Consider the following 20385-nt stretch of genomic DNA (forward strand, 5'->3'; position numbering starts at 1 on the left):
AGTGCCATCGCCGGAAAGGAGAGGCCTATGATGCTGGGCAAACACACCGACATGATCGCAAGACCAAGGCCACGCTCCCGCAAATGGTTCAGAGGCGAAGGATGGGCAGCCTTGTTCTTTCTGCTGCCGGGTCTGATCGGCATCGTCCTGTTCCTCGTCCTGCCGATCCTTGCCTCGATCGCATTAAGCTTCACCAACTGGCAGTTGCTCGGCACGCCACGCTTCGTCGGCATTTCCAACTATGTGCGCCTGTTTACGACCGACCCGCAATTCTGGACGGTCATGCGCAACACCATTTTCTTCACGGCCGAATATCTCGTCCTGAACATCATCATCTCGCTCGGGCTGGCGACCTGGATTTCGAGCTTGAAGATCGGGCAGCGCTGGTTCCGGGTGATCTTCTTTCTTCCGACATTCACCCCGCTGATCGCGGTTGCCATGGTCTGGATGCTGATCTTCACCAGCGGCGGCTTGTTCGACAGCCTGATGGCTGCTCTGTCCCTACCCTTCGCAGGCGTGCTCAACGATCGGACGCTCGCCATGCAGGCCGTCGTCCTGACCTCCATCTGGGCCGGCGTCGGCTACAACACGGTTCTCTTCAACGCGGCGCTCGACATGGTGCCGGCAACCTATCTCGAAGCGGCGCGGATCGACGGCGCGACGGCCTGGGACCGCTTCTGGAAAATCCGCCTGCCGCTGATTTCACCGACGCTGTTCTTCGGCACTGTGATGACGGCGATCACGTCGCTCCAGGTCTTCGACCAGATCTACGTCATGACCAAGGGCGGACCGGGATCGTCGACCGCGACGCTCGGCTATGCCATCTACCAACGCGGCTTTCAGAACTTCCAGATGGGTTACGCCTCGGCCATCGCCTGGGTGATGTTCGCGCTGATCATGGCGCTGACAGCCTTGCAATTCTGGTTCCAGCGCAAATGGGTGCATTATGACGCTTAGATCCCAAAGCAGAGCACGCCGAAAGCTGGCACTCGACATCATCAACCACTTGGCAATCACGCTTGTCGCGCTCGCATTCCTGTTTCCGTTCTTTTGGATGGTATCGAACGCAGTTCGCTCGAATGCAGAGGTGACGGCGATACCGGTGCATATCCTGCCCGAGGTTTTCGAATGGGGCAATTTTGCCGCCGCCTGGACCCGGCTGCCCTTCGGCCGCTTCTTCCTGAACAGCGCGGTTATCGCCATCTGCGTGACCGCAGTCACCGTCGTCGTCTCATGCCTCTCCGGCTACGCCTTTGCGCGGCTGAAGTTCAGGGCGCGCGAAACGCTATTGCTCGGCTATATCGGCACGCTGATGGTGCCGCCGCTGATGCTCATCATTCCGTTGTTTCTGATCGTCAACAAGCTGAACCTCGTCAACACCTTCCCCGGCGTGATCCTGCCGGTCTCCTTCGGCACGTTCGGCGCATTCCTGATGCGGCAGTTCTTCCTTTCCATTCCCATGGAGCTCGAGGAAGCGGCAAGGATCGACGGTGCATCGCGCCTGCGCATCCTCATCAGCATCATCGTGCCCCTGTCCATGCCGGCGATCGGGCTTCTGTCTCTGTTCACCTTCATCGGGCAATGGAACAATTTCCTCTGGCCGCTGATCGTCATGACCGGTGCAGATAATGCCACCCTGCCGGTCGGCCTTACCATGTTCCAGACGCAGCAGGGCACGCAGTGGAACTACCTAATGGCCGGCGCCACTCTTTCCATGCTTCCAGGGATATTCCTCGCGATCATCCTGCAGAAGCTCATCTACAACAGCATCGCCCTCAATGCGGGCATGGGCGGGCGCTGAAGCGCCGGCCGACAATTTTGGGAGAGAGATCCATGGCGAAACTGACCATTCGCAACGCCATCAAACGCTACGGCGCGCTCGAAGTGCTGCATGGCGTCTCCGTCGCCGCGCAAGATGGGGAGTTTGTGGTGCTTGTGGGACCTTCGGGCTGCGGCAAATCCACATTGCTGCGCATGATCGCCGGGCTCGAAAGCATCAGCGACGGCGAGATCGAAATAGGCGACCGCATCGTCAACGATCTCGAACCCAATGAGCGCGATATCGCCATGGTCTTCCAGTCCTATGCGCTCTATCCGCATATGACCGTGCGCGACAACATGGCCTTTTCGCTGAAGCTTGCGCGCCGCAGCCGCCAGGAGATCGAGCAGAAGGTCAGCGATGCCGCCGCGATCCTTGATCTGGCCGCCCTCCTCGATCGCTATCCCCGGCAATTGTCGGGCGGGCAGCGCCAGTGCGTAGCCATGGGACGCGCCATCGTCCGCAGTCCCGCAGTCTTCCTCTTCGACGAGCCGCTTTCCAATCTCGACGCAAAACTGCGCGTGCAGATGCGCACCGAGATCAAGACGCTTCACCAGCGGCTGGGCACCACCATGGTCTATGTCACCCATGATCAGATGGAAGCCATGACCATGGCCGACCGCATCGTCGTCATGCGCGGCGGCCATATCGAACAGATCGGCTCGCCGCTTGAAATCTACGATGCGCCGGCCAACAGCTTCGTCGCCGGCTTTATCGGATCGCCATCGATGAACTTCATCGATGGTCGTGTCACCGATCGAAACGGGACCCTTGTACTGGAGGACGCGGAAAACCTGCATTGGCCGCTGCCGGAAAACGCCCGCCGCCATCTCGGCCGATCCGTCCAGCTTGGCATCCGTCCGGAACATATCGCCGTCGATGCAGATGGTGTGCAGGCCAAAATCATCATCATCGAGCCGACGGGCTCGGACACGCATCTGCAATTGCAGGCCGGCGCCCAATCCATCGTTGCGGCGGTCAGGGACCGTCCTTCCGTCTCCCCGGGCCAGCCTATCCAGCTGAAGATCGATCCGTCAAAGGCGCATCTGTTCGACCCGTCGAACGGTGAGCGTCTGCATTGATTGTCGAGCCTTTACTCTCCGCGCAACGGCCGCAGATTAAATTCCTCCAGTGGCATGGCTTTTGGGTTTCAAAACCTAGTCACCGCTCGAAGTCCGTCTTAAAGACAAGGTGTGTTTGCGATAGACTGGAGAGAAAGCGCATGGGCCAAGAAGGCCAAAAGACGATCGCCACATGGTATGTTGATCCGGACGCCGAGGACAGGATGGCGGATGGGCATGCGCCGATCTGGAGGCACCTCATCGACCTGATCGTCGAGCGCGATCTATCCGCCAAGAGCGTTGTCGACTTTGGTTGCAATCAGGGCGGTCTCCTGCGTCATCTCTATGCGATCAGACCGTTCCGCAAGGCCCTGGGCATCGACATCGCCGAACAATCGATCGCCAAGGCCGAAGCCTTCAAGGGCAACCTGCCGGTTCAGCATGCGGTGAGTGGTACGCTAGAAGGCTGGATCGAAGAGTTCGATCTGGCGATCAGCCACGAGGTCATCTACCTCGTCGAGGATATCGATGCGCACGCCGCTGATATCTGGAAGGCATTGAAGCCCGGCGGTGTCTACTACGCAGTCACCGGCTGCCATACGGACAACCCGCTTTGGCCAAAGTGGCGCGAGCTTGTTGCCAAGCGCACCAACACCGTGGTTCAGGATCGTTCGATTTCCGATTACGGCCGCGCTTTCGCGAAGGCAGGCTTCGCGGTCTCCGGCCGCAAGCTGGAATATGACGGCTTCATCCCGTTCGTCGAGGATGGCTGGACGCCTGATTTCGCCGATGCGCTCGACTACTACACGCAGACCAAGATTGTCTTCCGGCTCGTCAAGCCTCTCGCTGGTTGAGCCGCGTAAGCTCGACATCGAAATGCGGCGGGGCGTCTGGGCTCACCTGGACAAACCGCCCTTTCACCCGAAACGTCTTCTCGATCAGACCACTTTCGGCGAGAACGCTCGGCTCGCCGTCGAAGCGAAGCTCTCCCTTCTCCAGCAGCGAGATGCGGTCGCTGACGGCGATGGCCTGATTGATATCGTGGATCGCCATGATGATGGTGACGCCCCTCTCCCGGCTGAGACGATGGACGAGATCCAGCACCTCTACCTGATAACCGATATCGAGAAATGAGGTCGGCTCATCGAGCAACAATATGCCGGCTTCCTGCGCAAGCGCTGCGGAGATCCAGGCCCGCTGCCGCTCGCCGCCGGAAAGCTCCCGCAGGGTGCGGTCGGCAAGGCTCGAAAGCCCCGTGCTGTCCAGCGCCCAATCAATCGCCTCTTCATCCCTGCGATCGTAGCTGCGGAAAAGCCCGACATGGGCAAAGCGGCCCTGCCGCACCAGCTGCGCGACCGTCATCTCATCCGGTGCCGATGGCTGCTGTGGCAGGAAGGCAAGTTTCTTGGCGATTGCACGCCGAGACATGTTTGCGACCGAGACATCCTCGATGGTCACCTCTCCCTCCGCCGGAACAAGCAGGCCGGCAAGCGCCTGAAGAGCCGTGCTTTTGCCGGATCCGTTCGGGCCGATCAGCGCCCGGATCTCGCCTTGCTTCATGGAGAGCTTAAAGCCATCGAGCGCCTTGCGGCGACCGTAGAAGACAGAGAGTTGCGAACAGGAAAGCGGCATGGGCGATCTCAGGGAATTTTTCTTAAAAGAGCAAGCAGCACGGGCACGCCGGCAATCGCAGTGACGACTCCGATCGGCACTTCTTCCGCCTGCCCGGCGAGACGGCCGATCAGGTCACCCAGAGTGATGAAGATGGTGCCGAGGACAACGGTTAGAGGCAGAACCAAAGGGAAGTGCCGGCCGGCGAGGAAACGTGCCAGGTGTGGAACAACCAACCCGACGAAGACGATCGGGCCGACGGCACCGACGGCGCTTGCCGCAAGGGCGCAGGAAACCAAGAGTACGACGGAAAACTGCTTGCGATAGGCAAGCCCGAACGAGCGGGCGACCTGAGCATCGAATTGCAGCATCACCAGGGGCCGATAGATTAGCGGCAGGACGAGCAGGCCTGCGATCGTGAACGGCAGGAGAAACAGCGCATGATCCCAGGTGCGCGCGTAGAGGCTTCCCGAGAGCCACTCGAGAATGATCTCGATGCGTGCCGACCCGCAGCCAGCGATCAGTCCGACAGCGAGCGCATGCAGGACAGCTCCGATGGCGACACCGCAAAGCGTGATGCGCAGCGGGCTGAGTTCGAGCCGGAAGGCGAGCATGTAGATAATGCCGCCGGCGATCATGCCGCCCGCAAGACCTGCGACGGGGAGCCAGGCGATCGGCAGCTCCGCCACCGTGTTCTCGCCGGGACTGAAGATATAAACCGTGAAGAGCAGGAACAGCGTGACGGTCAGCGTCGCGCCCTGCGAAACTCCCATCAGCGAAGGGTCGGCGAGCGGGTTCCGCGTGATCGTCTGAAGCAGCAAACCGGCTACGCCGAACTGAATACCGGCGAGAATGCCGGTGACGATGCGCGGCAGCCGGATATCCAGAATGATCAACTGCGCCTCGGGCGAACCCTTGCCGCTCAAGACAGCAAGCACATCGGTAACAGGCAGATCGACAACGCCAAGGAATATCGAAGCAATTAAGGAGAGAAGCGCGAGGACCAGTACGATCGGCAACGTACCTCTTCGTGGCAGATGAATGGCGGGAGTGTCTACCGTCATAGACCATTCCCCCGAAATTGTAGGCGGCCGCGCTGAATGAGGTAGATGAAAACGGGGCCGCCAATCAACGCCGTGATGATGCCAACCGGAAGCTCCTTCGGAATGGCAATCGTGCGGGCGATGAGGTCGGCGATCGTCACGATCAACGCTCCGATGGCGGCGCAAAGCGCGATTTCCCAGGCTGCACCACGCGGCTTCAACAGCCGCGCAATATGTGGCGCCGCCAGCCCGACGAAGGCGACCGGTCCAGCGACAGGCGCGACGCCGGCGACGGGACAGACGCCGAGTACGAGCATCACGGGTTTCCAGAGATTGAGCTGCACGCCCATGCCGGCAGCAGCGTGGTCGCTAAGCGCAAACATGCCGATCACGCGATGGAGCGCCAATGCGCCCGCCACCCCGACGACGACCCAGGGAAGCATATAGACGAGCTGCGACCAGGAGCGTCCCTGAAAGCCGCCGGAGAGCCAGAACAGCAGCGATGTCGATTGCGGTCCGGTCAAAAGCAGCACGTAGATCGTGATGGCACCGAGAAACAGCGAGATGCTGACCCCGCCGAGCGCCAGATGCAGCGGCCGCTCCTGCCCGCCCTTCGAGACCCAGAAGGTGACGGCCGCCGCAGCTAGACCACCAGTAAGACCGACGAAGGGATAGAAGGCGGAGGACAGCCAGGGAAGGAAAACGAAACAGCAGACAATCGGCGTGATCGCGCCGGCAGTGACGCCAGTGATCCCAGGGTCCGCGAGTGGATTTCTCGTCAGCGTCTGCAGCAGATAGCCGGACACGGCAAGCCCGGCACCGGCGAACGCAGCCGCAAGACTTCGCGGCAGCCGCAGCGTCCACACAAGGATGGAATCGACCTTGCCGTCCGGGTTTAGAAGAACGCGGATGGCATCCGCGATCGTCAAGGCCTTCGCGCCAGGCAGCAAGCCGATGAGGACGATCAGCAGGGTCACGGCAACGAGGAGTGCGATCACCGCCAGCGATCTACGCGCATCAATCGTGGCTACGGCCCGATGCATTTACTTCTGAATGTCGGCCGGAATGATCTTGGCGGCCTCCGCCTTCACATCGACGGCCGGGAAAGCATCGGGATAAAGATAATGCGCGGCCTCGCGCAGCACAATTTCGCGAGCGATCGGGCCGTTGGTCTCCACCCATTGATCTCCGACATAGAAGACCCGCTTGTTCTTGACGGCGGTGAGTTCCTGCCAGATCGGGTTGTTTTCATGCGGCCGGTCCGGACCGGAGTCATAGATGAACAGGACTTCCGGGTCCTTCTCGAGCATGGTTTCCAGGCTCAAGTCGATGCCGAAAGGGCCGCCCGGCGTCTTCGGTCCGGCGATATTGTCGCCACCGATGGCCGCAACAACGGAGGCCGCCGTGTTTTCGGTATGAAACGCAAAAGGCGTCTCGCCGCCCCACATGATCGCAAAGCGCGGATGCACATTCTTCGGCGCCTTGGCGGCGATCTCATCCAGATGCTTGTGGAAGTCTGCGTTGAGCTGCAGGCCGCGTTCAGGCTTGCCGAGGATCTTCGAGAATTCGGCGATTTCCTTATCGCTCTCGGTCAGGAGCTCCATATTGTAGGCGAGATAGGGCGCGATCTTCTCCAGCTGCGGCGCGTTGCCGACCGTATAGCGGCGGATCGCCACGATCAGATCCGGCTTGGCCTGCGACAGCAGTTCGAGATTGGGCTTCGCGCGCTGGCCGATCTGCGCCATCTGCGCGGTCAGGCCGAGAAGAAAATCCGGCTGCCGACCTGATGTCATGTAGGTGCTGGCAACCGGCTTGATGCCAAGAGCCAGTGCGACGTCGTCGGCAAAATAGGAGATCGCCGCGATCCGCTTCGGCTGCGCGGGCACCTCAACCTTGACGCCGCGGTCATCCGTCACGGAGACGGTTTTCGCGTTTTCAGCGGCAACGGAGCTGGCTGCCATCACGGCGAGCAGACCAAAAATTGAAGTGATTTTACGGGCACTATTCGCCATCGCGGGATCCTCCATCAGATGCGCGACATGGCTTTAGTCAATAAAGAAGAGTTTTGCAATCCAGTTTATTTTTGCTTTGCGTGTCGCGTTAAGCGCGCAGTGCCGCAGCCGGACTGGAGCGCAGGGCGCTGAACGCGGGAACGATGGAAATGATCGCTGCGACGGCTGCAAAGCCTCCGACAAGCCATAGGTCATCGAAGGTGAAACCGACCGGCAGGCGCACGGCGGTCGACGCGGCAAGCCGCGCTGATATTGTCAGCGCTGCGAGATAACCAAAGGCGATACCGAGCACGATGCCGGCAGCAAACAGGATGAAGAGCTCGCCCCAGACAAGCCCGACGATAGATCGGACTGGCGTGCCAAGCGCCCGCAATGCACCGATCTGCCGGCGCCTGGACCCGACATGCATGATCGTCACCAGCACGATCGCGGCAATGACGATCGCTTGCGTTCCCAGCGCAATCGCCAGGAGGAGACTGCGAGCATCGCCAAGCGTTGCATAGAGCCTCGTCAGCACCTCCGCCGGAAAGACCCCGAGCGTCGTGCCGCTTCGATATTCCTGCCTGAGACGGTAGGCATCGGCAATCGTCTTCGGCTTGACGAGAACGGCCGGAACGCCAGGCGTTTGCGCGTCGAAATGCTCATCAAGCGGTGCATCGGCATCAAGATGACCATGCTCGTGTTCATGGTCCTCGTGGCGACCTTGATCGGAGCCAGCTGCGCCATGGGCCTCTGCCGTCTCGCCGTCGTGGTCCTCGCCATGCATGCCATGCAACTGCCAGACCGCTCGGATCGGCACGAGGATCGCCCGGTCCCAGGCCGTGCCCGTCGGCACCATGCGGCCCGTCACCTTATAAGCAATGGCCGTATGGGTTTCGCCACCGGTCTCGACCGTGCCATGCATCGGCTTGATTTCGGCGCCAGCCGACAAGGCGACATCGGAGCCGACAACTGCTTCGCCGAGCCGCGAGAACATCGCGCCCTGCGAAAGCGATGGCGAAAGGGACGAGATCAGGCCAGTGGTCGTGCCGACGATCGGATGTCCGTAAGCGGAATCGCCGAAACCGACCGGCGCCGCCAGTTCGACACGCGGATCGTTGGCAAGACGGGAAAGAACGGCGCCCTCCATCAGCGGCAGCGGCGCCGGTTGCAGAAAGACGGCCGAAAGCGCCAGTTGCGTCTCGCTGCCGGCTGCTCCCACAAGAAGATCGAATTTCTCGGCAGCGCGCGCACTGCCGAGACGGACAGCTCGCTCTTGCAGTGTAACCGTGACGCTCAAAGCGACCGACAAGGCGATCAGCACCACGACGGCCAGTGCCCCGCTCCAGAAGCGCCTGAGGTCGGCAAGGATGAAGGTGATCATTGCGCGGCAACCTCTTGGCTGTCTTTCTCGATGCGCCCGCTCGCCAGATTGATGCGGCGGCCAAGGCGCTCTGCAAGCACGGCATCATGTGTGACGACAATAAGCGTCGTCCCTTCTTCCGCCGACAATTGCAGCAGAAGCTCCGCAACCTCGTTGCCGGCTTGACGATCGAGGCTCGCCGTCGGCTCGTCCGCGACGATGACGCCGGGACGCGACAGCAGCGCGCGGGCCACCGCGACGCGCTGCATCTCGCCGCGCGACAAGGTTTCGATCTTCTGCTGTGATCGGGCGATGCCGGTCACGGCCAGGAGCTTCAGCGCACGCTCGCGCTCCGCAGACAAGAGACGCCGCGCCAGCCTGACCGGCAGCACGACGTTCTCGAAGGCGGACAGGCCGGGAAACAGATGGAAGTCCTGCATGACGAGGCCGATATTGCGCGCACGAAAGGCATCGCACCGGCCGGCGGAGAGACGCGTGATCTCGGTGCCGCTCCAGGACACGGTGCCATCCGTGACGTTTTCGAGCCCGGTAATGGCATTGACGAACGTGCTTTTGCCTGAACCGGACGCACCGGTGATCGCAAGCCGCCCACCTGCCGGCAGATGAAGCCGATCAATGGCGAGGACCGGCGCGGCCAGACCCGGGAAATGCATCTTCAGATCGGAAACATCGAGAGCGAGCATAGCGGTCAGACAGTCTTGAACGACGCGTCCTTGAGACGCAATTGGCTGATGAAGCCGGTTTCAGGATCGGTCCAGGAGCCGAATTCCAGCACCCCTCGCGCCATGATCGGCGCGTTGAATTGCACGAATGTCTGCTTGGAAGAGAGATAGACGACCACGATATTGTCGGGCCAGTCGGCATCTGAAGAGCAGAACGGGCAAAGCGACATCGGAATTTCCGTCAGCACGAAGAATGCTGCCTCCGCCTTCAAGGGCGGCGCCATAAAGCCTTTGATCGCCACATCCTTGCCGCTCAGCTGTTTCACCTTGTCGGAAAATTCGAGACCGAGCGGGCCGAAGCTCTTGTAGAGTTCGCCAAAACCCAGCTTTTCGGCAGCATTGGCGGTGATGGGAGCGCCCATCAAAGGCAGCGCGGCAGCGGCGGTCAAGAATGTCCGGCGACTGATGGCTACGGTCTGAAGCTGAGACATGAGAATCCCCATGAAAGAAGGAAGGACAGGCGGTTTCTCGACCGCCTGTCCGAGGTCGAAGCTATGGACAGGCCTTACATTTTCGTGGAGCCGAGAGCGAAGGTATCAGCCAGCACGTGATAGACGTCGCTCTGCTCCATGTAGCCGCGGAAGCCTTCCGCGCCCGGGCCGGCAGCCTGCAGCACGATATCGTCTACGGCATGAACGCCGCTGTCTTCATCCTTCGGAAGGTTGCCCTGAACGAAGACGGCACCGGGCACGTCCTTATAGGCCTCGTTGGCAACATATTCCTTCTTCTCGTTCTGGATCGCCGGAACGAAAGGACCGTCGAGCTTCGGACGGAAGGTCTCGTAGTGATCAGGGCCGTTGTTGGCGGCAAGGAACAGACGACGGGAAACGTCGACCCGATCCGGATAGCCGTCGCCGTCCTTGTCCTCATAATTCGGGAAGCCGGCGGCCGCGTAGGTGCCGACCTTCTCGCGCATTTCCGTACCCGGCTTATTATCATCGACAGTGCCGATGATGGAGACACCGTGCGTGTGGTCGCCGGTGACGACGATCAGCGTGTCCGGGTTCTTGGCCTGGAATTCGCGGGCAACGGCAACGGCCTTGTCGAACTCGATCGTATCGAACAGCGCGCGATCCCAATCCAGCGGATGGCTCATCTTGTCGATGGACGCACCCTCGACCATCAGGAAGAAGCCCTCCGGATTCTTGGAAAGCTTGTCGAGCGCGACCTTGGTCATGTCGACAAGGCCCGGCTGGTTCGGGAACTTGCCGACCGTACCCTTCTTCAGGAATTCGCGGTCAAGCGTGACGTCGAGATTACCGGTGTGGAAGAGGCCGAGCAGCTTGTCCTGGTTGGAGCCGGCAGCCGTCGCCAGTTCGTTCTTGTCGGTTGCAACGGCATAGCCGGCATCCTTGAAGAGCGCGATATAGTCCTTGTCGTCTTTGCGCTTGGAGCCCGGCACGCTCTTGGCCAGGAAATAGGCCGAACCGCCGCCGAGCAGGACATCAGGCTTGACGTCATACATCATGCCGACGATCTCGGCCTTGTCGCCGCGCTTGCGGGTATGGGAGACCAGCGCTGCCGGCGTCGCGTCTTCGACCTCGGCCGTGGTCACGATGCCGAGCGACTTCTTGCCGGTGCGGCGCAGGGCTTCACCGATCGTTTCGACCTTCGGATCGTCGAGGCTCGCCGGCGTGCGGTCGGCATAGACGCCCAGCGCGTTCACGGCGGACTTGTGACCGGTCATATAGGCCGACATGGTGTTGGCGCTATCAGTCGCGATGGCGGAGGTCGAGGAAGTGCCGATGAAGGCGACTGGCGGAACGTCGTCCATGGCGAGACGGCCGTTGGCCTTGCCTTCGGTCATGCCCTTGGACATGATGCGGGCACCGGTGCGATGCGCGACGGAGAGGCCGTCGCCGAGCAGGAATATGATGTTCTTAGCCTTGGGCGCAGCCGAAGTAGCATAAACGTCCCAATTGACCGACTTTTTCTCGTCTCCGGCCGCAACCTCGACCTTGTACTGGCCGGGCTTTGCGAGCTTGACGCCGCGCAGGATCAGAGCCGACCCGAGAACCTTGTCTTCGGCGCCCTTTTCCTCGGCGACGAAATCAGCAGCCTTGCCGAAGACGGCGTCGTAGCTCTCGCCGTTGATCGTGACCTTCACGTCTTCCGGCTTGACGACCTTGCTGAATTCGACCTTGAAGTCGAAGGGTGAGCCAACGAGTACCGTTGCCCGGTCCAAAGGGTAGACGGTTGCAGCATTGGCGGCCCCAGCCAATGCGGTTGCCGACACCATAGAAAGAAGAAGTTTACGCATTTGATACCCCCGCGTCTTGGTTACTTCCCTCTCCCCCTTATAAAAGCCAGATGACAATCACATAAAATGAAGCCAACTTTCTGCAACCGTGAATGAATGAATTCATTCACTAAGGATTGCTGATTGTATGTACAGCATCTAAAAAAGAAAACCGAATGGGCGTGGTGCCTGCCTTCCGGCGCCGGCGCATTTTGACCCGAGCTTTTCGTCAGGGCTTCGCACGGTCCGGATGCGCCGCTTCAAAGGCGGGCAGTTTGGTGCATCTGTCATCGATTTCGACGATGCGCTTGAGATCGATCATGTCGACGCCCCAGCGGCGGCCATTGTAGACCTGCGGGATAAGGCAGACATCCGCCATGGTCGGCCTATCACCGAAGCTGAACGCGCCATCGAAACTACCCAACATCGCCTCAAGCTTGCGAAGTCCGGCGGCAATGAAATGCCGCATCCATTCCTCGCGCGCGTCGGCCTTGTCCGTTATGGTCGTGACATAGGCCGCGACATGCGTGTTGCATATCGGATGAATATCCATGGCGATCGCGTAAGCAAGAGCCCGCACATGCTGCCGGCCCGCAATGTCGACCGGCATCAAACCGCTCTCCGGCTGAAGCTCGGCGAGATATTCGATGATCGACAGCGACTGCGTCAGCGTGCTGCCATCGATTACCAGCGTCGGAACGAATCCCTGCGGATTGAGCGCCAGATAATCCGGGCTGTTTTGCTCTCCGTCCAGCAGGTTGATCGATACGCTCTTGTAGCTAATCCCGAGCATGTTCAGCGCGATGCGAACACGGTAGCTCGCCGACGATCTCCAGTAATCGTAAAGGACGACCTCGTTCATCGCGACTGGGGCCCCTCGTATTTTTCGACAGTCTGCTCGATCGCCCCGAAGATTGAATGCCCGGCACGATCATGCATTTCGATGCGGACCTGATCGCCAAAGCGCATGAAGGGGGTCTTCGGCGATCCGCTTTCGATCGTTTCGATCATGCGGATTTCGGCGATGCAGGAATAGCCGTCGCCACCATTTTCGATGGGCTTTCCCGGCCCGCCATCGCGCTTGTTGGACACAGTCCCCGAACCGATGATCGTGCCGGCAACAAGGCTGCGGGTCTTGGCGGCATGGGCGATCAGCTGACCGAAATCGAATGTCATGTCGACGCCGGCATTCGCCTTGCCGAAAGGCTTGCCATTCAGCGCGACCAAGAGCGGCAGGTGCAGCTTGCCGCCATCCCATGCATCGCCCAGTTCATCAGGCGTGACCGCAACCGGAGAAAAGGCCGAAGCCGGCTTGGACTGGAAGAAGCCGAAGCCTTTTGCCAGCTCCTGCGGGATCAGGCCGCGCAGCGACACGTCGTTGACGAGCATCACCAAACGGATTGCCTGCCGGGCAACTTCGGGGCTGGAGCCCATCGCGACATCGCCGACGATGACCGCCACCTCGCCTTCCATGTCGATCCCATAGGCCTCATCGGCAGCGGCGATCGGATCGCGCGGCGCAAGAAAGCCATCCGAGCCGCCTTGATACATCAGTGGATCGACCCAGAAGCTCTCTGGCATCTCGGCATTGCGCGCCTTGCGCACCAGTTCCACATGGTTGACGTAGGCCGAGCCGTCGGCCCACTGGTAGGCCCGCGGCAGCGGCGAGGCGGCAGCGTGCTCGTGAAACCGGATCGTCGGCTGCGCGCCCGTTTCGATACCCTCGGCAACGCGCGCAAGTCTCGGCGCCACATGCTCCCAGTCATCGAGAACGGCCTGCAAGCTGCGCGCGATATGGCCGACCTCGGAGCAGAGGGTAAGATCGCGCGAGACGACGACAAGCCGGCCATCTCTTGTGGAGTCTTTCAAAGTCGCAAGCTTCATGGTCTGGTTCCACTCTCAGAGGATGCTGGAGTTATCTTCACTTGATGCCCGGCGTGCCGTCAAATCTCCGCTCCAGATTGTCCCAGCATTCGAGATAGTCGTCCTGCAGCGTGTCGAGCTCGGCCGCGTATTTTGTTAGCTGCTGCGGAAATCTGGTCTCGAACATGAACGCCATGGTGTGATCCAGCTTCACGGGCTTCAGCTCGGAATTGGATGCCTTTTCGAAGCCGGAAGCGTCCGGCCCGTGCGGAAGCATCATGTTGTGCAGGCTCATGCCGCCAGGCACAAAGCCCTGTTCCTTCGCATCATACTGGCCATGGATAAGGCCCATGAACTCGCTCATGATGTTGCGATGGTACCAGGGTGGGCGGAAGGTATGTTCGGCCACCAGCCAGCGCGGCGGGAAGATGACGAAATCGACATTCGCCGTGCCCACACTTTCGGTCGGAGCCGTCAGTACGGTGAAGATCGACGGATCCGGATGGTCGAACAGGATGGCGCCGACCGGAGAGAAGGTCCGCAGGTCGTATTTATAAGGTGCGTAATTGCCATGCCACGCCACCACATCGAGCGGCGAGTGGCCGATGTCGGTAACGTGGAATTTTCCGCACCATTTGACGTGCACGCGGCACGGCGTTTCCTTGTCTTCGAAAGCGGCCACCGGCGTCTTGAAATCACGCGGGTTGGCGAGGCAGTTCGCCCCGATCGGCCCGCGATCCGGCAGCGTGAACTTCGCGCCGTAGTTCTCGCATATATATCCGCGCCAGACCTTCTCGTCACCGACGCGGAAGACCTTGAACATCATGCCGCGGGGAATGATGCATATTTCCGACGGCTCGACATCGATGATGCCCATCTCGGTGAACACCCTGATGGCACCGACCTGCGGTACGACGAGCAGCTCGCCATCGGCATTGAAGAAGTAGTCGTCGATCATATCCTCGTTGAAGACATAGGCATGGGCAGCCATGCCGGCCTGGGTCAGGACGTCGCCGGCAGTGGTGATCGTACGGATCCCCTCAAGGAAGGTCAGCCGCTCCGTCGGAGCCGGCAGCGGATCCCAGCGAAGCTGACCGAGCGGAAGCGAGTGGTCGTCGAGGCAGGGCGCGGTTTTCCAGAGCGGATAAGAGGCGTTCGAAAAGCGCCGTGTATGGCGCACGCTGGGACGGATGCGATAGAGCCAGGACCGTTCGTTCGTTCCGCGCGGCGCCGTGAAAGGCGAGCCGGAGAGCTGCTCGGCATAGAGACCATAATTGCATTTCTGAGGGCTGTTCTGGCCCTGCGGCAGAGCGCCCGGCAGCGACTCCGTCTCGAAGTCATTGCCGAAGCCGGGCATGTATTGCAGCTTTTCCGCCGCCGTGGCCTGGCGGTCGGAAGCCTTGGATATCGTTTGGTCCATCGCTCAACTCCTCCCGGGAATCCTGGCGACCCGGTGCGAACACCGGGTCGCATAGAGATCACTCTGCCGCAGTGCCGATGACGCCGCGCTTGATCTGGTCGGCTTCGATCGACTCGAAGAGAGCACGGAAATTACCTTCGCCGAAGCCTTCGTCACCCTTGCGCTGGATGAACTCGAAGAAGATCGGGCCGATGACGGTCTTGGAGAAGATCTGCAGCAGGATCTTCGTCATACCGCCATTCACCACGCCTTCGCCGTCGATCAGAATACCATGCTTCTTCATACGCTCGATGGGTTCTTCGTGCCCATTCACGCGCGCATAAGACATATCATAATAGGTCTCCGGCGGGCCGGGCATGAAACGCAGGCCGTTGTCGGCAAGCGTATCGGTCGCCTGATAGATGTCGTCGGTTCCGACCGCGATGTGCTGGATGCCCTCGCCCTTGTATTTCTTCAGGAATTCTTCAATCTGACTGGTGTCGTCCTTCGATTCATTCAGCGGGATGCGGATCTTGCCGCAGGGCGAGGTGATGGCCCGGCTCACCAGGCCTGTGATGCGGCCATCGATATCGAAGAAGTGGATCTGCTTGAAATTGAACAGATCGCGATAGAAGTCCCACCATTTGTCCATATTGCCGCGGAAGACATTGTGCGTCAGATGGTCAAGATAATAGAAGCCGACACCTTCGGGGTTCGGATTGGCTTCGCCGAGCCAATCGAACTCGGCCTCGTAGGCCGATCCCTTCTTGCCGTAGGTCTCGACGAAATAGAGCAGCGAACCGCCGATGCCGACGATTGCCGGAACATCGAGCGCCTTGTCATTTCCCTCATAGGCAACAGCACCCTTCGCAACAGCATGGTCGAAGGCATGCTTGGCGTCGACGACGCGCCAGGCCATCGACGGCGCAGCCGGACCGTGCTCGGCGATGAAGCGGGCGGCATGGCTGCCTGGCTCGGCGTTCAGGATGTAGTTGATATCGCCCTGGCGCCAGACGGTGATATCCTTGGTCTTGTGCTTGGCGACGGGGGCATAGCCCATGCGCGTAAAGAGCTCGCGCAGCTTCTCGGGCTCGGGATGAGCGAATTCAACGAATTCGAAACCGTCGGTGCCTGCCGGGTTGTCGGCGGTGATTTCAGACGGCGGTGCGTCATGCGGGAAAGGACCCATTTTCTCCTCCTCGAAAGGCCAAACCTTGATGATGCAAAGTATGGCCCCAAACACGCGCAAAGTTCTTGCATTCTTTAAACGGAGCGAAAATATTATACACGATCTGTGAGTATTTTGGAAGTTTTGCGCAATGGATGAACAACTCGACAAACTGGATCTGCGCCTGCTGGAAGAACTCCAGAAGGATGGCAGGCTGACCAACAATGAATTGGGCGAGCGCATCGCGCTTTCCCCCTCGCAATGTTCCCGGCGGCGCACGAGACTGGAGGCGGAGGGTTACATCCGCAGCTATCAAGCCAACCTCGATCGGCAGAAGCTGGGTCTGGACATGCTGGTGGTCATTTCGGTGACGCTCGCCACCCACAACAGAGACAATGCCCGCCGATTTTCCCAGTTGATCAACGGGCTGCCGGAGGTGCTGGAAGCCTATGCGCTGACGGGCGAGATGGACTATCACCTGAAGGTCGCAACCCGCGGCCTTGCCGGCCTGTCCCGCTTCGTCAACGACGTGCTCTTGCCTCACGAATCTGTGCAGCATGTGAAGACCTCGATCGTTCTCGACACGCTCAAGACTTTCGAAGGTTTTCCGGTGCCCCTGTCGCACACCTGGCATGGCGACGGGATGAGATAGGAAGAACTGCTTGAGGTTGGGTCTGTCGCGTAAGCCCGCGGCTTTTGGCACAGACGATCTTTTTAATCCGGCCAGCGACCGCCACCCTGGCGCATCCCTACCAATCCACTTTCAATCGTGCTTGAAGAGACGTCTCTAAGCAGGAGCGGGGAGGTCGGCTTGCATGACATGCATGGATGGACAGGCACGACATTTTGACGAATTTGCTGATGTTCTGCTCAGATGCCATCACCTCTACCGCCCAAGTATCGATTCCATTGCGCTGCGAAACGCGGTCGAAAGCAGGCGCCAGATCGAAATATTCGATTACAGCAGCTCCGCCGATGCGTTTACCCGCGCCTTCGGAATACGCAATTCGCTGAAGTGTCTGCAGGCGATCGTCAATCTCGGAAGCAGGATCCGCAGCTATCGCAAAGTATGCGATCTCGGCTGCGGCTCCGGTTCCTTCAGTCTCGCCTTCGCCTATCTCGCCGACAATCCCGATCTCGAACTTCACGGACTGGATGCATCGCAGAGACAGCTCTCGCTCGGCGAAGAACTCATCTCAGCGGCCCGGCTTCCCGGGAAATTCGAATTCGAGCGGCGGAACCTGCCGGCTGAGATCGGCTATCTTCCCGATCTGACCATCTCCTCCTACTGGTTCTGCGAGAACGAGCATGTCATTCTCGATCCCATCCTGTTTGATCTTTTGGTCGGGAGAGAAATGCTCATCGTCGACTATGAGAAGATTATCGACCGCATCATGGCTTGCCTTCCAAGAGGCTTTCGCATTCTCGCGCGCCACAGCGCCGACGTCGAAGTTCCGGCAACGCTCACCGAGTTCGTCGCCCAGGAACGGGCAAGCGTCCATAGTGTCCATATCAGCCGGACTGCGGACTGGTGAATGCAACGCTCGGCAAGCAAAGCGCATAATCCGGGACTTGCCGTCGGCGCGGTTTTCTCCATCTTAGCCATCGACCAACCGACAAAGACCCAAGAAGTCGAAACCCGCGTTCCGATCCCGCAAATGTGCCTGCACAAAGGATTTCATCGCCCATGACCTTCCGCTCTTCGACATTCACTCGGGCTTTAGCTCTGGCCGGTGCGGCCGCGATCACGCTGGCTGCGCAAACGTCGATAGCGCAGGATCTATCTGCCCCATCGCAATGGCCGGATACGCCGGTCGTGCGGGTGGAGGCCCTTGCCGTCCTCCAGACGCTGAATGCCGATCTTCTCAGCAATGCCAGTGCCACGCTGACACTCGATCGCTGGTGCGCTTCCCACAAGCTTGCGCCGGCAGGCTCGAAGATCGTGGCACAACGGGTACGCGGCCAGGACAAGGCGGCCGATGCTCAAGTCCGCCAATTGCTGGCGGTCAAACCCGACGAGCCGATCGCCTACCGCCGCGTTCGTCTTGCCTGCGGCAATCGGGTGCTGTCGGAGGCGGATAACTGGTATGTGCCGGCAAAATTGACCACCGAGATGAACGAGGCGCTGAACACCAGCGACATCGCTTTCGGGCGAGCCGTCCAGGCGCTCAACTTCACGCGGACGAACCTGTCTGCCAAATTGCTCTGGTCTCCGCTTCCTGAGGGCTGGGAGATGGGAGCAGCAGGCCTTCCGTCAACCGCAACGGGCTCTCTTGCCTTGCCAGCGTTCCTTCTCGAACATCACGCCGTATTGAAGCTGCCGGACGGCACGCCGTTCAGTGCATTGATCGAGAGCTACACGCGCAGCGTGCTGGATTTTCCTGCGCCGCACGCGCTTGCGCCATAAGATCCAGCGGCCTCCGAACTGGGGAAGCAATGTGCCCATCGCTCCGCGAGGTTGCTTCAACCTTGCGCCATAACGGGGAAAAAGCCAGCTTCACACAAGTCACTCTGGTTATCGTCGCGGCATCAGCAACGTGCGAGGAACCAATGAGCATCTTTGGTAGCATGAAAACGGCGGTTTCAGGCATGAATGCGCAGGCAAATCGCCTCAGCGTCGTGTCGGACAACATCGCGAACGTCAATACAACGGCTTATAAGGCAGGATCGGCCAGCTTTTCATCGTTGATCCTGCCTTCGGGCGGCGGCGACTACAATTCCGGCAGCGTCGAGACGAATGTCAGCTATTCCGTGTCGAAGCAGGGCGACACCATATCGACCTCGTCGAACAGCAATCTGTCCATCCAGGGCGCCGGTTTCTTCGTGGTCCAGGGCGCCGACGGCAAGACGGTTTTGACGCGTGCTGGCGACTTCGCCCCCGATGCAAACGGTAACCTCGTGAATTCCGCCGGCTACACGTTGATGGGCTATTCCTATGCGTCGGGCGCGCCGGCCGTCGTCGTCAACGGTTTCGACGGCCTGATACCGATCAACGTCAATCAAAGCGGCCTTGCCAATTCCGCATCGACATCGGGCAGCTTTACCGGCAACCTCAACTCGAATGCGACGGTTGTTACCGCGGCCGCGACACTCCCGAGCGCTAACGCCACCAGCGCGCCGGTTACAACCAATACCCAGAAGAGCTCGGTTGTCGGCTATGACAAGCTCGGCAACACCGTCATGTACGATATCTATTACACCAAGACGGCGGGGCCTACGCCTGCCGATCCCACGACTACCCCGGCGACCCCGGCAACGTCAGGCACGTGGGAAGTCGCCGTCTACCGCAATGCCGACGCGGCGACGGGTACCGGTTCATCCTTCCCCTACTCATCTGGCCCTGTTGCCACCAGCTCGCTGACATTCGATACAAACGGCAATCTGGCAACTGGAGGGACGTTTACCATCACCGACCCGAAGACCGCCGGATCGATCGCGATGGATCTGACCAAGATGACGCAGAAGGCCAGCGACTTCAGCTCGAAGGGATCGACCAACGGGCAGGCGGCAAGCCCGGTCACCGGCGTTACCATCGACAAGAGCGGCGTCGTCTATGCCAACTACAAGACCGGCGATCCGAAGCCGATCTACCAGATCCCGCTGGCAACCGTTGCAAGCCCGGACAAGCTGACACCTCTCAGCGGCAACGTCTATCAGCCAAGCGCCGAATCCGGCGTCACGGTCACGAGTTTCGCCAACAGCAACGGTCTCGGCTACATCCAGTCCAACTCGCTGGAAGCCTCGAACGTCGACCTGGCCGGGCAGCTCACCGACATGATCCAGGCGCAGAAGAGCTACACCGCCAATTCCAAGGTCTTCCAGTCGGGCTCCGAACTGCTTGACGTCCTCGTCAATCTCGCACGCTGATTTTCTTTTCGAGCGCTCAAAGGGCCCCTCTCCGGGGCCCTTTTTGTTTTGAAGATGCGCCCGCCTCAAATCCGCTCGTCGAGACTTGAAATCGCCGGCCGCCTTCGGCAGTCGACAAACAGCCATATTTGCGCCGCCATCCGCTCTAAATGCTGGGCAGAGCAGATGGGGCAAATCTGATGGTCAACACGCCATGTCTATCGAGACCATCATTATTT

At 60.0% G+C, this 20385-nt stretch carries 20 protein-coding genes; 8 read left to right on the forward strand and 12 right to left on the reverse strand.

What is annotated here, in order from left to right:
• The first annotated feature begins 51 nt into the window (after positions 1–51).
• The 4 genes from QD409_RS00990 to QD409_RS01005 all read left to right on the forward strand — a co-directional run bounded on the left by QD409_RS00990 (position 52) and on the right by QD409_RS01005 (position 3734).
• Positions 52–957 (forward strand): carbohydrate ABC transporter permease, encoded by a 906-nt coding sequence (locus tag QD409_RS00990; protein WP_425348567.1) that lies wholly within the window; start codon positions 52–54, stop codon positions 955–957.
• Entirely contained in the window at positions 947–1801 is an 855-nt protein-coding gene (locus QD409_RS00995; RefSeq protein ID WP_092854463.1) for a carbohydrate ABC transporter permease, read from the forward strand. The genes QD409_RS00990 and QD409_RS00995 overlap by 11 nt, the downstream gene beginning before the upstream one ends.
• A gap of 32 nt (positions 1802–1833) precedes the next feature.
• Positions 1834–2901: an ABC transporter ATP-binding protein gene (locus QD409_RS01000; RefSeq protein WP_430761616.1), complete on the forward strand. Its 1068-nt coding sequence runs from the start codon at positions 1834–1836 to the stop codon at positions 2899–2901.
• Between the two features lie 140 nt (positions 2902–3041).
• Positions 3042–3734 (forward strand): class I SAM-dependent methyltransferase, encoded by a 693-nt coding sequence (locus QD409_RS01005; protein ID WP_430761617.1) that lies wholly within the window; start codon positions 3042–3044, stop codon positions 3732–3734.
• On the opposite strand, the gene QD409_RS01010 is transcribed toward QD409_RS01005, so the two are convergent.
• The 12 genes from QD409_RS01010 to hppD all read right to left on the reverse strand — a co-directional run bounded on the left by QD409_RS01010 (position 3715) and on the right by hppD (position 16321).
• Positions 3715–4512 carry an ABC transporter ATP-binding protein gene (locus tag QD409_RS01010; RefSeq protein ID WP_092854456.1) on the reverse strand — a complete coding sequence of 266 codons (798 nt, stop codon included), beginning with the start codon at positions 4510–4512 and terminating at the stop codon, positions 3715–3717. The genes QD409_RS01005 and QD409_RS01010 overlap by 20 nt on opposite strands.
• 8 nt (positions 4513–4520) lie before the next feature.
• Positions 4521–5555 (reverse strand): FecCD family ABC transporter permease, encoded by a 1035-nt coding sequence (locus tag QD409_RS01015; RefSeq protein ID WP_430761618.1) that lies wholly within the window; start codon positions 5553–5555, stop codon positions 4521–4523.
• Positions 5552–6577, reverse strand: coding sequence for a FecCD family ABC transporter permease (locus tag QD409_RS01020; RefSeq protein WP_425348566.1), 1026 nt, complete (start codon positions 6575–6577; stop codon positions 5552–5554). The genes QD409_RS01015 and QD409_RS01020 overlap by 4 nt, the downstream gene beginning before the upstream one ends.
• The gene (locus tag QD409_RS01025; RefSeq protein ID WP_430761619.1) at positions 6578–7546 is read right to left on the reverse strand and encodes an ABC transporter substrate-binding protein; all 969 of its coding nucleotides are present in this window, start codon (positions 7544–7546) and stop codon (positions 6578–6580) included.
• Positions 7547–7634: 88 nt separating this feature from the next.
• Positions 7635–8909, reverse strand: a complete 1275-nt coding sequence (locus tag QD409_RS01030) for an ABC transporter permease (RefSeq protein ID WP_430761620.1) — start codon at positions 8907–8909, stop codon at positions 7635–7637.
• On the reverse strand, positions 8906–9592 hold the full coding sequence (locus tag QD409_RS01035) for an ABC transporter ATP-binding protein (RefSeq protein ID WP_430761621.1): 687 nt from the start codon (positions 9590–9592) through the stop codon (positions 8906–8908). Before QD409_RS01035 ends, QD409_RS01030 begins: the two co-directional genes overlap by 4 nt.
• A 5-nt stretch (positions 9593–9597) precedes the next feature.
• The gene (locus QD409_RS01040; protein ID WP_092854516.1) at positions 9598–10062 is read right to left on the reverse strand and encodes a twin-arginine translocation signal domain-containing protein; all 465 of its coding nucleotides are present in this window, start codon (positions 10060–10062) and stop codon (positions 9598–9600) included.
• 74 nt (positions 10063–10136) lie between these two features.
• The gene (locus QD409_RS01045; RefSeq protein ID WP_430761622.1) at positions 10137–11891 is read right to left on the reverse strand and encodes an alkaline phosphatase; all 1755 of its coding nucleotides are present in this window, start codon (positions 11889–11891) and stop codon (positions 10137–10139) included.
• Between the two features lie 208 nt (positions 11892–12099).
• Entirely contained in the window at positions 12100–12732 is a 633-nt protein-coding gene (gene maiA / locus QD409_RS01050; RefSeq protein ID WP_430761623.1) for a maleylacetoacetate isomerase, read from the reverse strand.
• The gene (locus QD409_RS01055) at positions 12729–13754 is read right to left on the reverse strand and encodes a fumarylacetoacetate hydrolase family protein (RefSeq protein ID WP_430761624.1); all 1026 of its coding nucleotides are present in this window, start codon (positions 13752–13754) and stop codon (positions 12729–12731) included. Before QD409_RS01055 ends, maiA begins: the two co-directional genes overlap by 4 nt.
• A gap of 37 nt (positions 13755–13791) precedes the next feature.
• Positions 13792–15153, reverse strand: coding sequence for a homogentisate 1,2-dioxygenase (gene hmgA, locus QD409_RS01060; RefSeq protein ID WP_430761625.1), 1362 nt, complete (start codon positions 15151–15153; stop codon positions 13792–13794).
• Positions 15154–15211: 58 nt separating this feature from the next.
• Complete coding sequence (gene hppD, locus QD409_RS01065) at positions 15212–16321, reverse strand: 4-hydroxyphenylpyruvate dioxygenase (RefSeq protein WP_430761626.1); 1110 nt, start codon at positions 16319–16321, stop codon at positions 15212–15214.
• Between the two features lie 130 nt (positions 16322–16451).
• Between hppD and QD409_RS01070 the strand changes: the two genes are divergently transcribed.
• The 4 genes from QD409_RS01070 to QD409_RS01085 all read left to right on the forward strand — a co-directional run bounded on the left by QD409_RS01070 (position 16452) and on the right by QD409_RS01085 (position 20167).
• Positions 16452–16952, forward strand: coding sequence for an Lrp/AsnC family transcriptional regulator (locus tag QD409_RS01070; RefSeq protein WP_004120269.1), 501 nt, complete (start codon positions 16452–16454; stop codon positions 16950–16952).
• Positions 16953–17115: 163 nt separating this feature from the next.
• Positions 17116–17835 carry an SAM-dependent methyltransferase gene (locus QD409_RS01075; protein WP_430761627.1) on the forward strand — a complete coding sequence of 240 codons (720 nt, stop codon included), beginning with the start codon at positions 17116–17118 and terminating at the stop codon, positions 17833–17835.
• Positions 17836–17987: 152 nt separating this feature from the next.
• Positions 17988–18707: a hypothetical protein gene (locus QD409_RS01080; protein ID WP_430761628.1), complete on the forward strand. Its 720-nt coding sequence runs from the start codon at positions 17988–17990 to the stop codon at positions 18705–18707.
• A 143-nt stretch (positions 18708–18850) separates the two neighbouring features.
• On the forward strand, positions 18851–20167 hold the full coding sequence (locus QD409_RS01085) for a flagellar hook protein FlgE (protein WP_430761629.1): 1317 nt from the start codon (positions 18851–18853) through the stop codon (positions 20165–20167).
• The last annotated feature ends 218 nt before the right edge of the window (positions 20168–20385 follow it).

This window comes from Rhizobium sp. BR 315 (assembly GCF_050577975.1).
Lineage (GTDB): Bacteria > Pseudomonadota > Alphaproteobacteria > Rhizobiales > Rhizobiaceae > Rhizobium > Rhizobium miluonense.

Excerpts from the sequence above, each read along its gene's own strand:
- QD409_RS00990 (WP_425348567.1), top strand. The coding sequence starts at position 52 with ATGATCGCAAGACCAAGGCCACGCTCCCGCAAATGGTTCAGAGGCGAA.
- QD409_RS00995 (WP_092854463.1), top strand. The coding sequence starts at position 947 with ATGACGCTTAGATCCCAAAGCAGAGCACGCCGAAAGCTGGCACTCGAC.
- QD409_RS01000 (WP_430761616.1), top strand. The coding sequence starts at position 1,834 with ATGGCGAAACTGACCATTCGCAACGCCATCAAACGCTACGGCGCGCTC.
- QD409_RS01005 (WP_430761617.1), top strand. The coding sequence starts at position 3,042 with ATGGGCCAAGAAGGCCAAAAGACGATCGCCACATGGTATGTTGATCCG.
- QD409_RS01010 (WP_092854456.1), bottom strand. The coding sequence starts at position 4,512 with ATGCCGCTTTCCTGTTCGCAACTCTCTGTCTTCTACGGTCGCCGCAAG.
- QD409_RS01015 (WP_430761618.1), bottom strand. The coding sequence starts at position 5,555 with ATGACGGTAGACACTCCCGCCATTCATCTGCCACGAAGAGGTACGTTG.
- QD409_RS01020 (WP_425348566.1), bottom strand. The coding sequence starts at position 6,577 with ATGCATCGGGCCGTAGCCACGATTGATGCGCGTAGATCGCTGGCGGTG.
- QD409_RS01025 (WP_430761619.1), bottom strand. The coding sequence starts at position 7,546 with ATGGCGAATAGTGCCCGTAAAATCACTTCAATTTTTGGTCTGCTCGCC.
- QD409_RS01030 (WP_430761620.1), bottom strand. The coding sequence starts at position 8,909 with ATGATCACCTTCATCCTTGCCGACCTCAGGCGCTTCTGGAGCGGGGCA.
- QD409_RS01035 (WP_430761621.1), bottom strand. The coding sequence starts at position 9,592 with ATGCTCGCTCTCGATGTTTCCGATCTGAAGATGCATTTCCCGGGTCTG.
- QD409_RS01040 (WP_092854516.1), bottom strand. The coding sequence starts at position 10,062 with ATGTCTCAGCTTCAGACCGTAGCCATCAGTCGCCGGACATTCTTGACC.
- QD409_RS01045 (WP_430761622.1), bottom strand. The coding sequence starts at position 11,891 with ATGCGTAAACTTCTTCTTTCTATGGTGTCGGCAACCGCATTGGCTGGG.
- maiA (WP_430761623.1), bottom strand. The coding sequence starts at position 12,732 with ATGAACGAGGTCGTCCTTTACGATTACTGGAGATCGTCGGCGAGCTAC.
- QD409_RS01055 (WP_430761624.1), bottom strand. The coding sequence starts at position 13,754 with ATGAAGCTTGCGACTTTGAAAGACTCCACAAGAGATGGCCGGCTTGTC.
- hmgA (WP_430761625.1), bottom strand. The coding sequence starts at position 15,153 with ATGGACCAAACGATATCCAAGGCTTCCGACCGCCAGGCCACGGCGGCG.
- hppD (WP_430761626.1), bottom strand. The coding sequence starts at position 16,321 with ATGGGTCCTTTCCCGCATGACGCACCGCCGTCTGAAATCACCGCCGAC.
- QD409_RS01070 (WP_004120269.1), top strand. The coding sequence starts at position 16,452 with ATGGATGAACAACTCGACAAACTGGATCTGCGCCTGCTGGAAGAACTC.
- QD409_RS01075 (WP_430761627.1), top strand. The coding sequence starts at position 17,116 with ATGACATGCATGGATGGACAGGCACGACATTTTGACGAATTTGCTGAT.
- QD409_RS01080 (WP_430761628.1), top strand. The coding sequence starts at position 17,988 with ATGACCTTCCGCTCTTCGACATTCACTCGGGCTTTAGCTCTGGCCGGT.
- QD409_RS01085 (WP_430761629.1), top strand. The coding sequence starts at position 18,851 with ATGAGCATCTTTGGTAGCATGAAAACGGCGGTTTCAGGCATGAATGCG.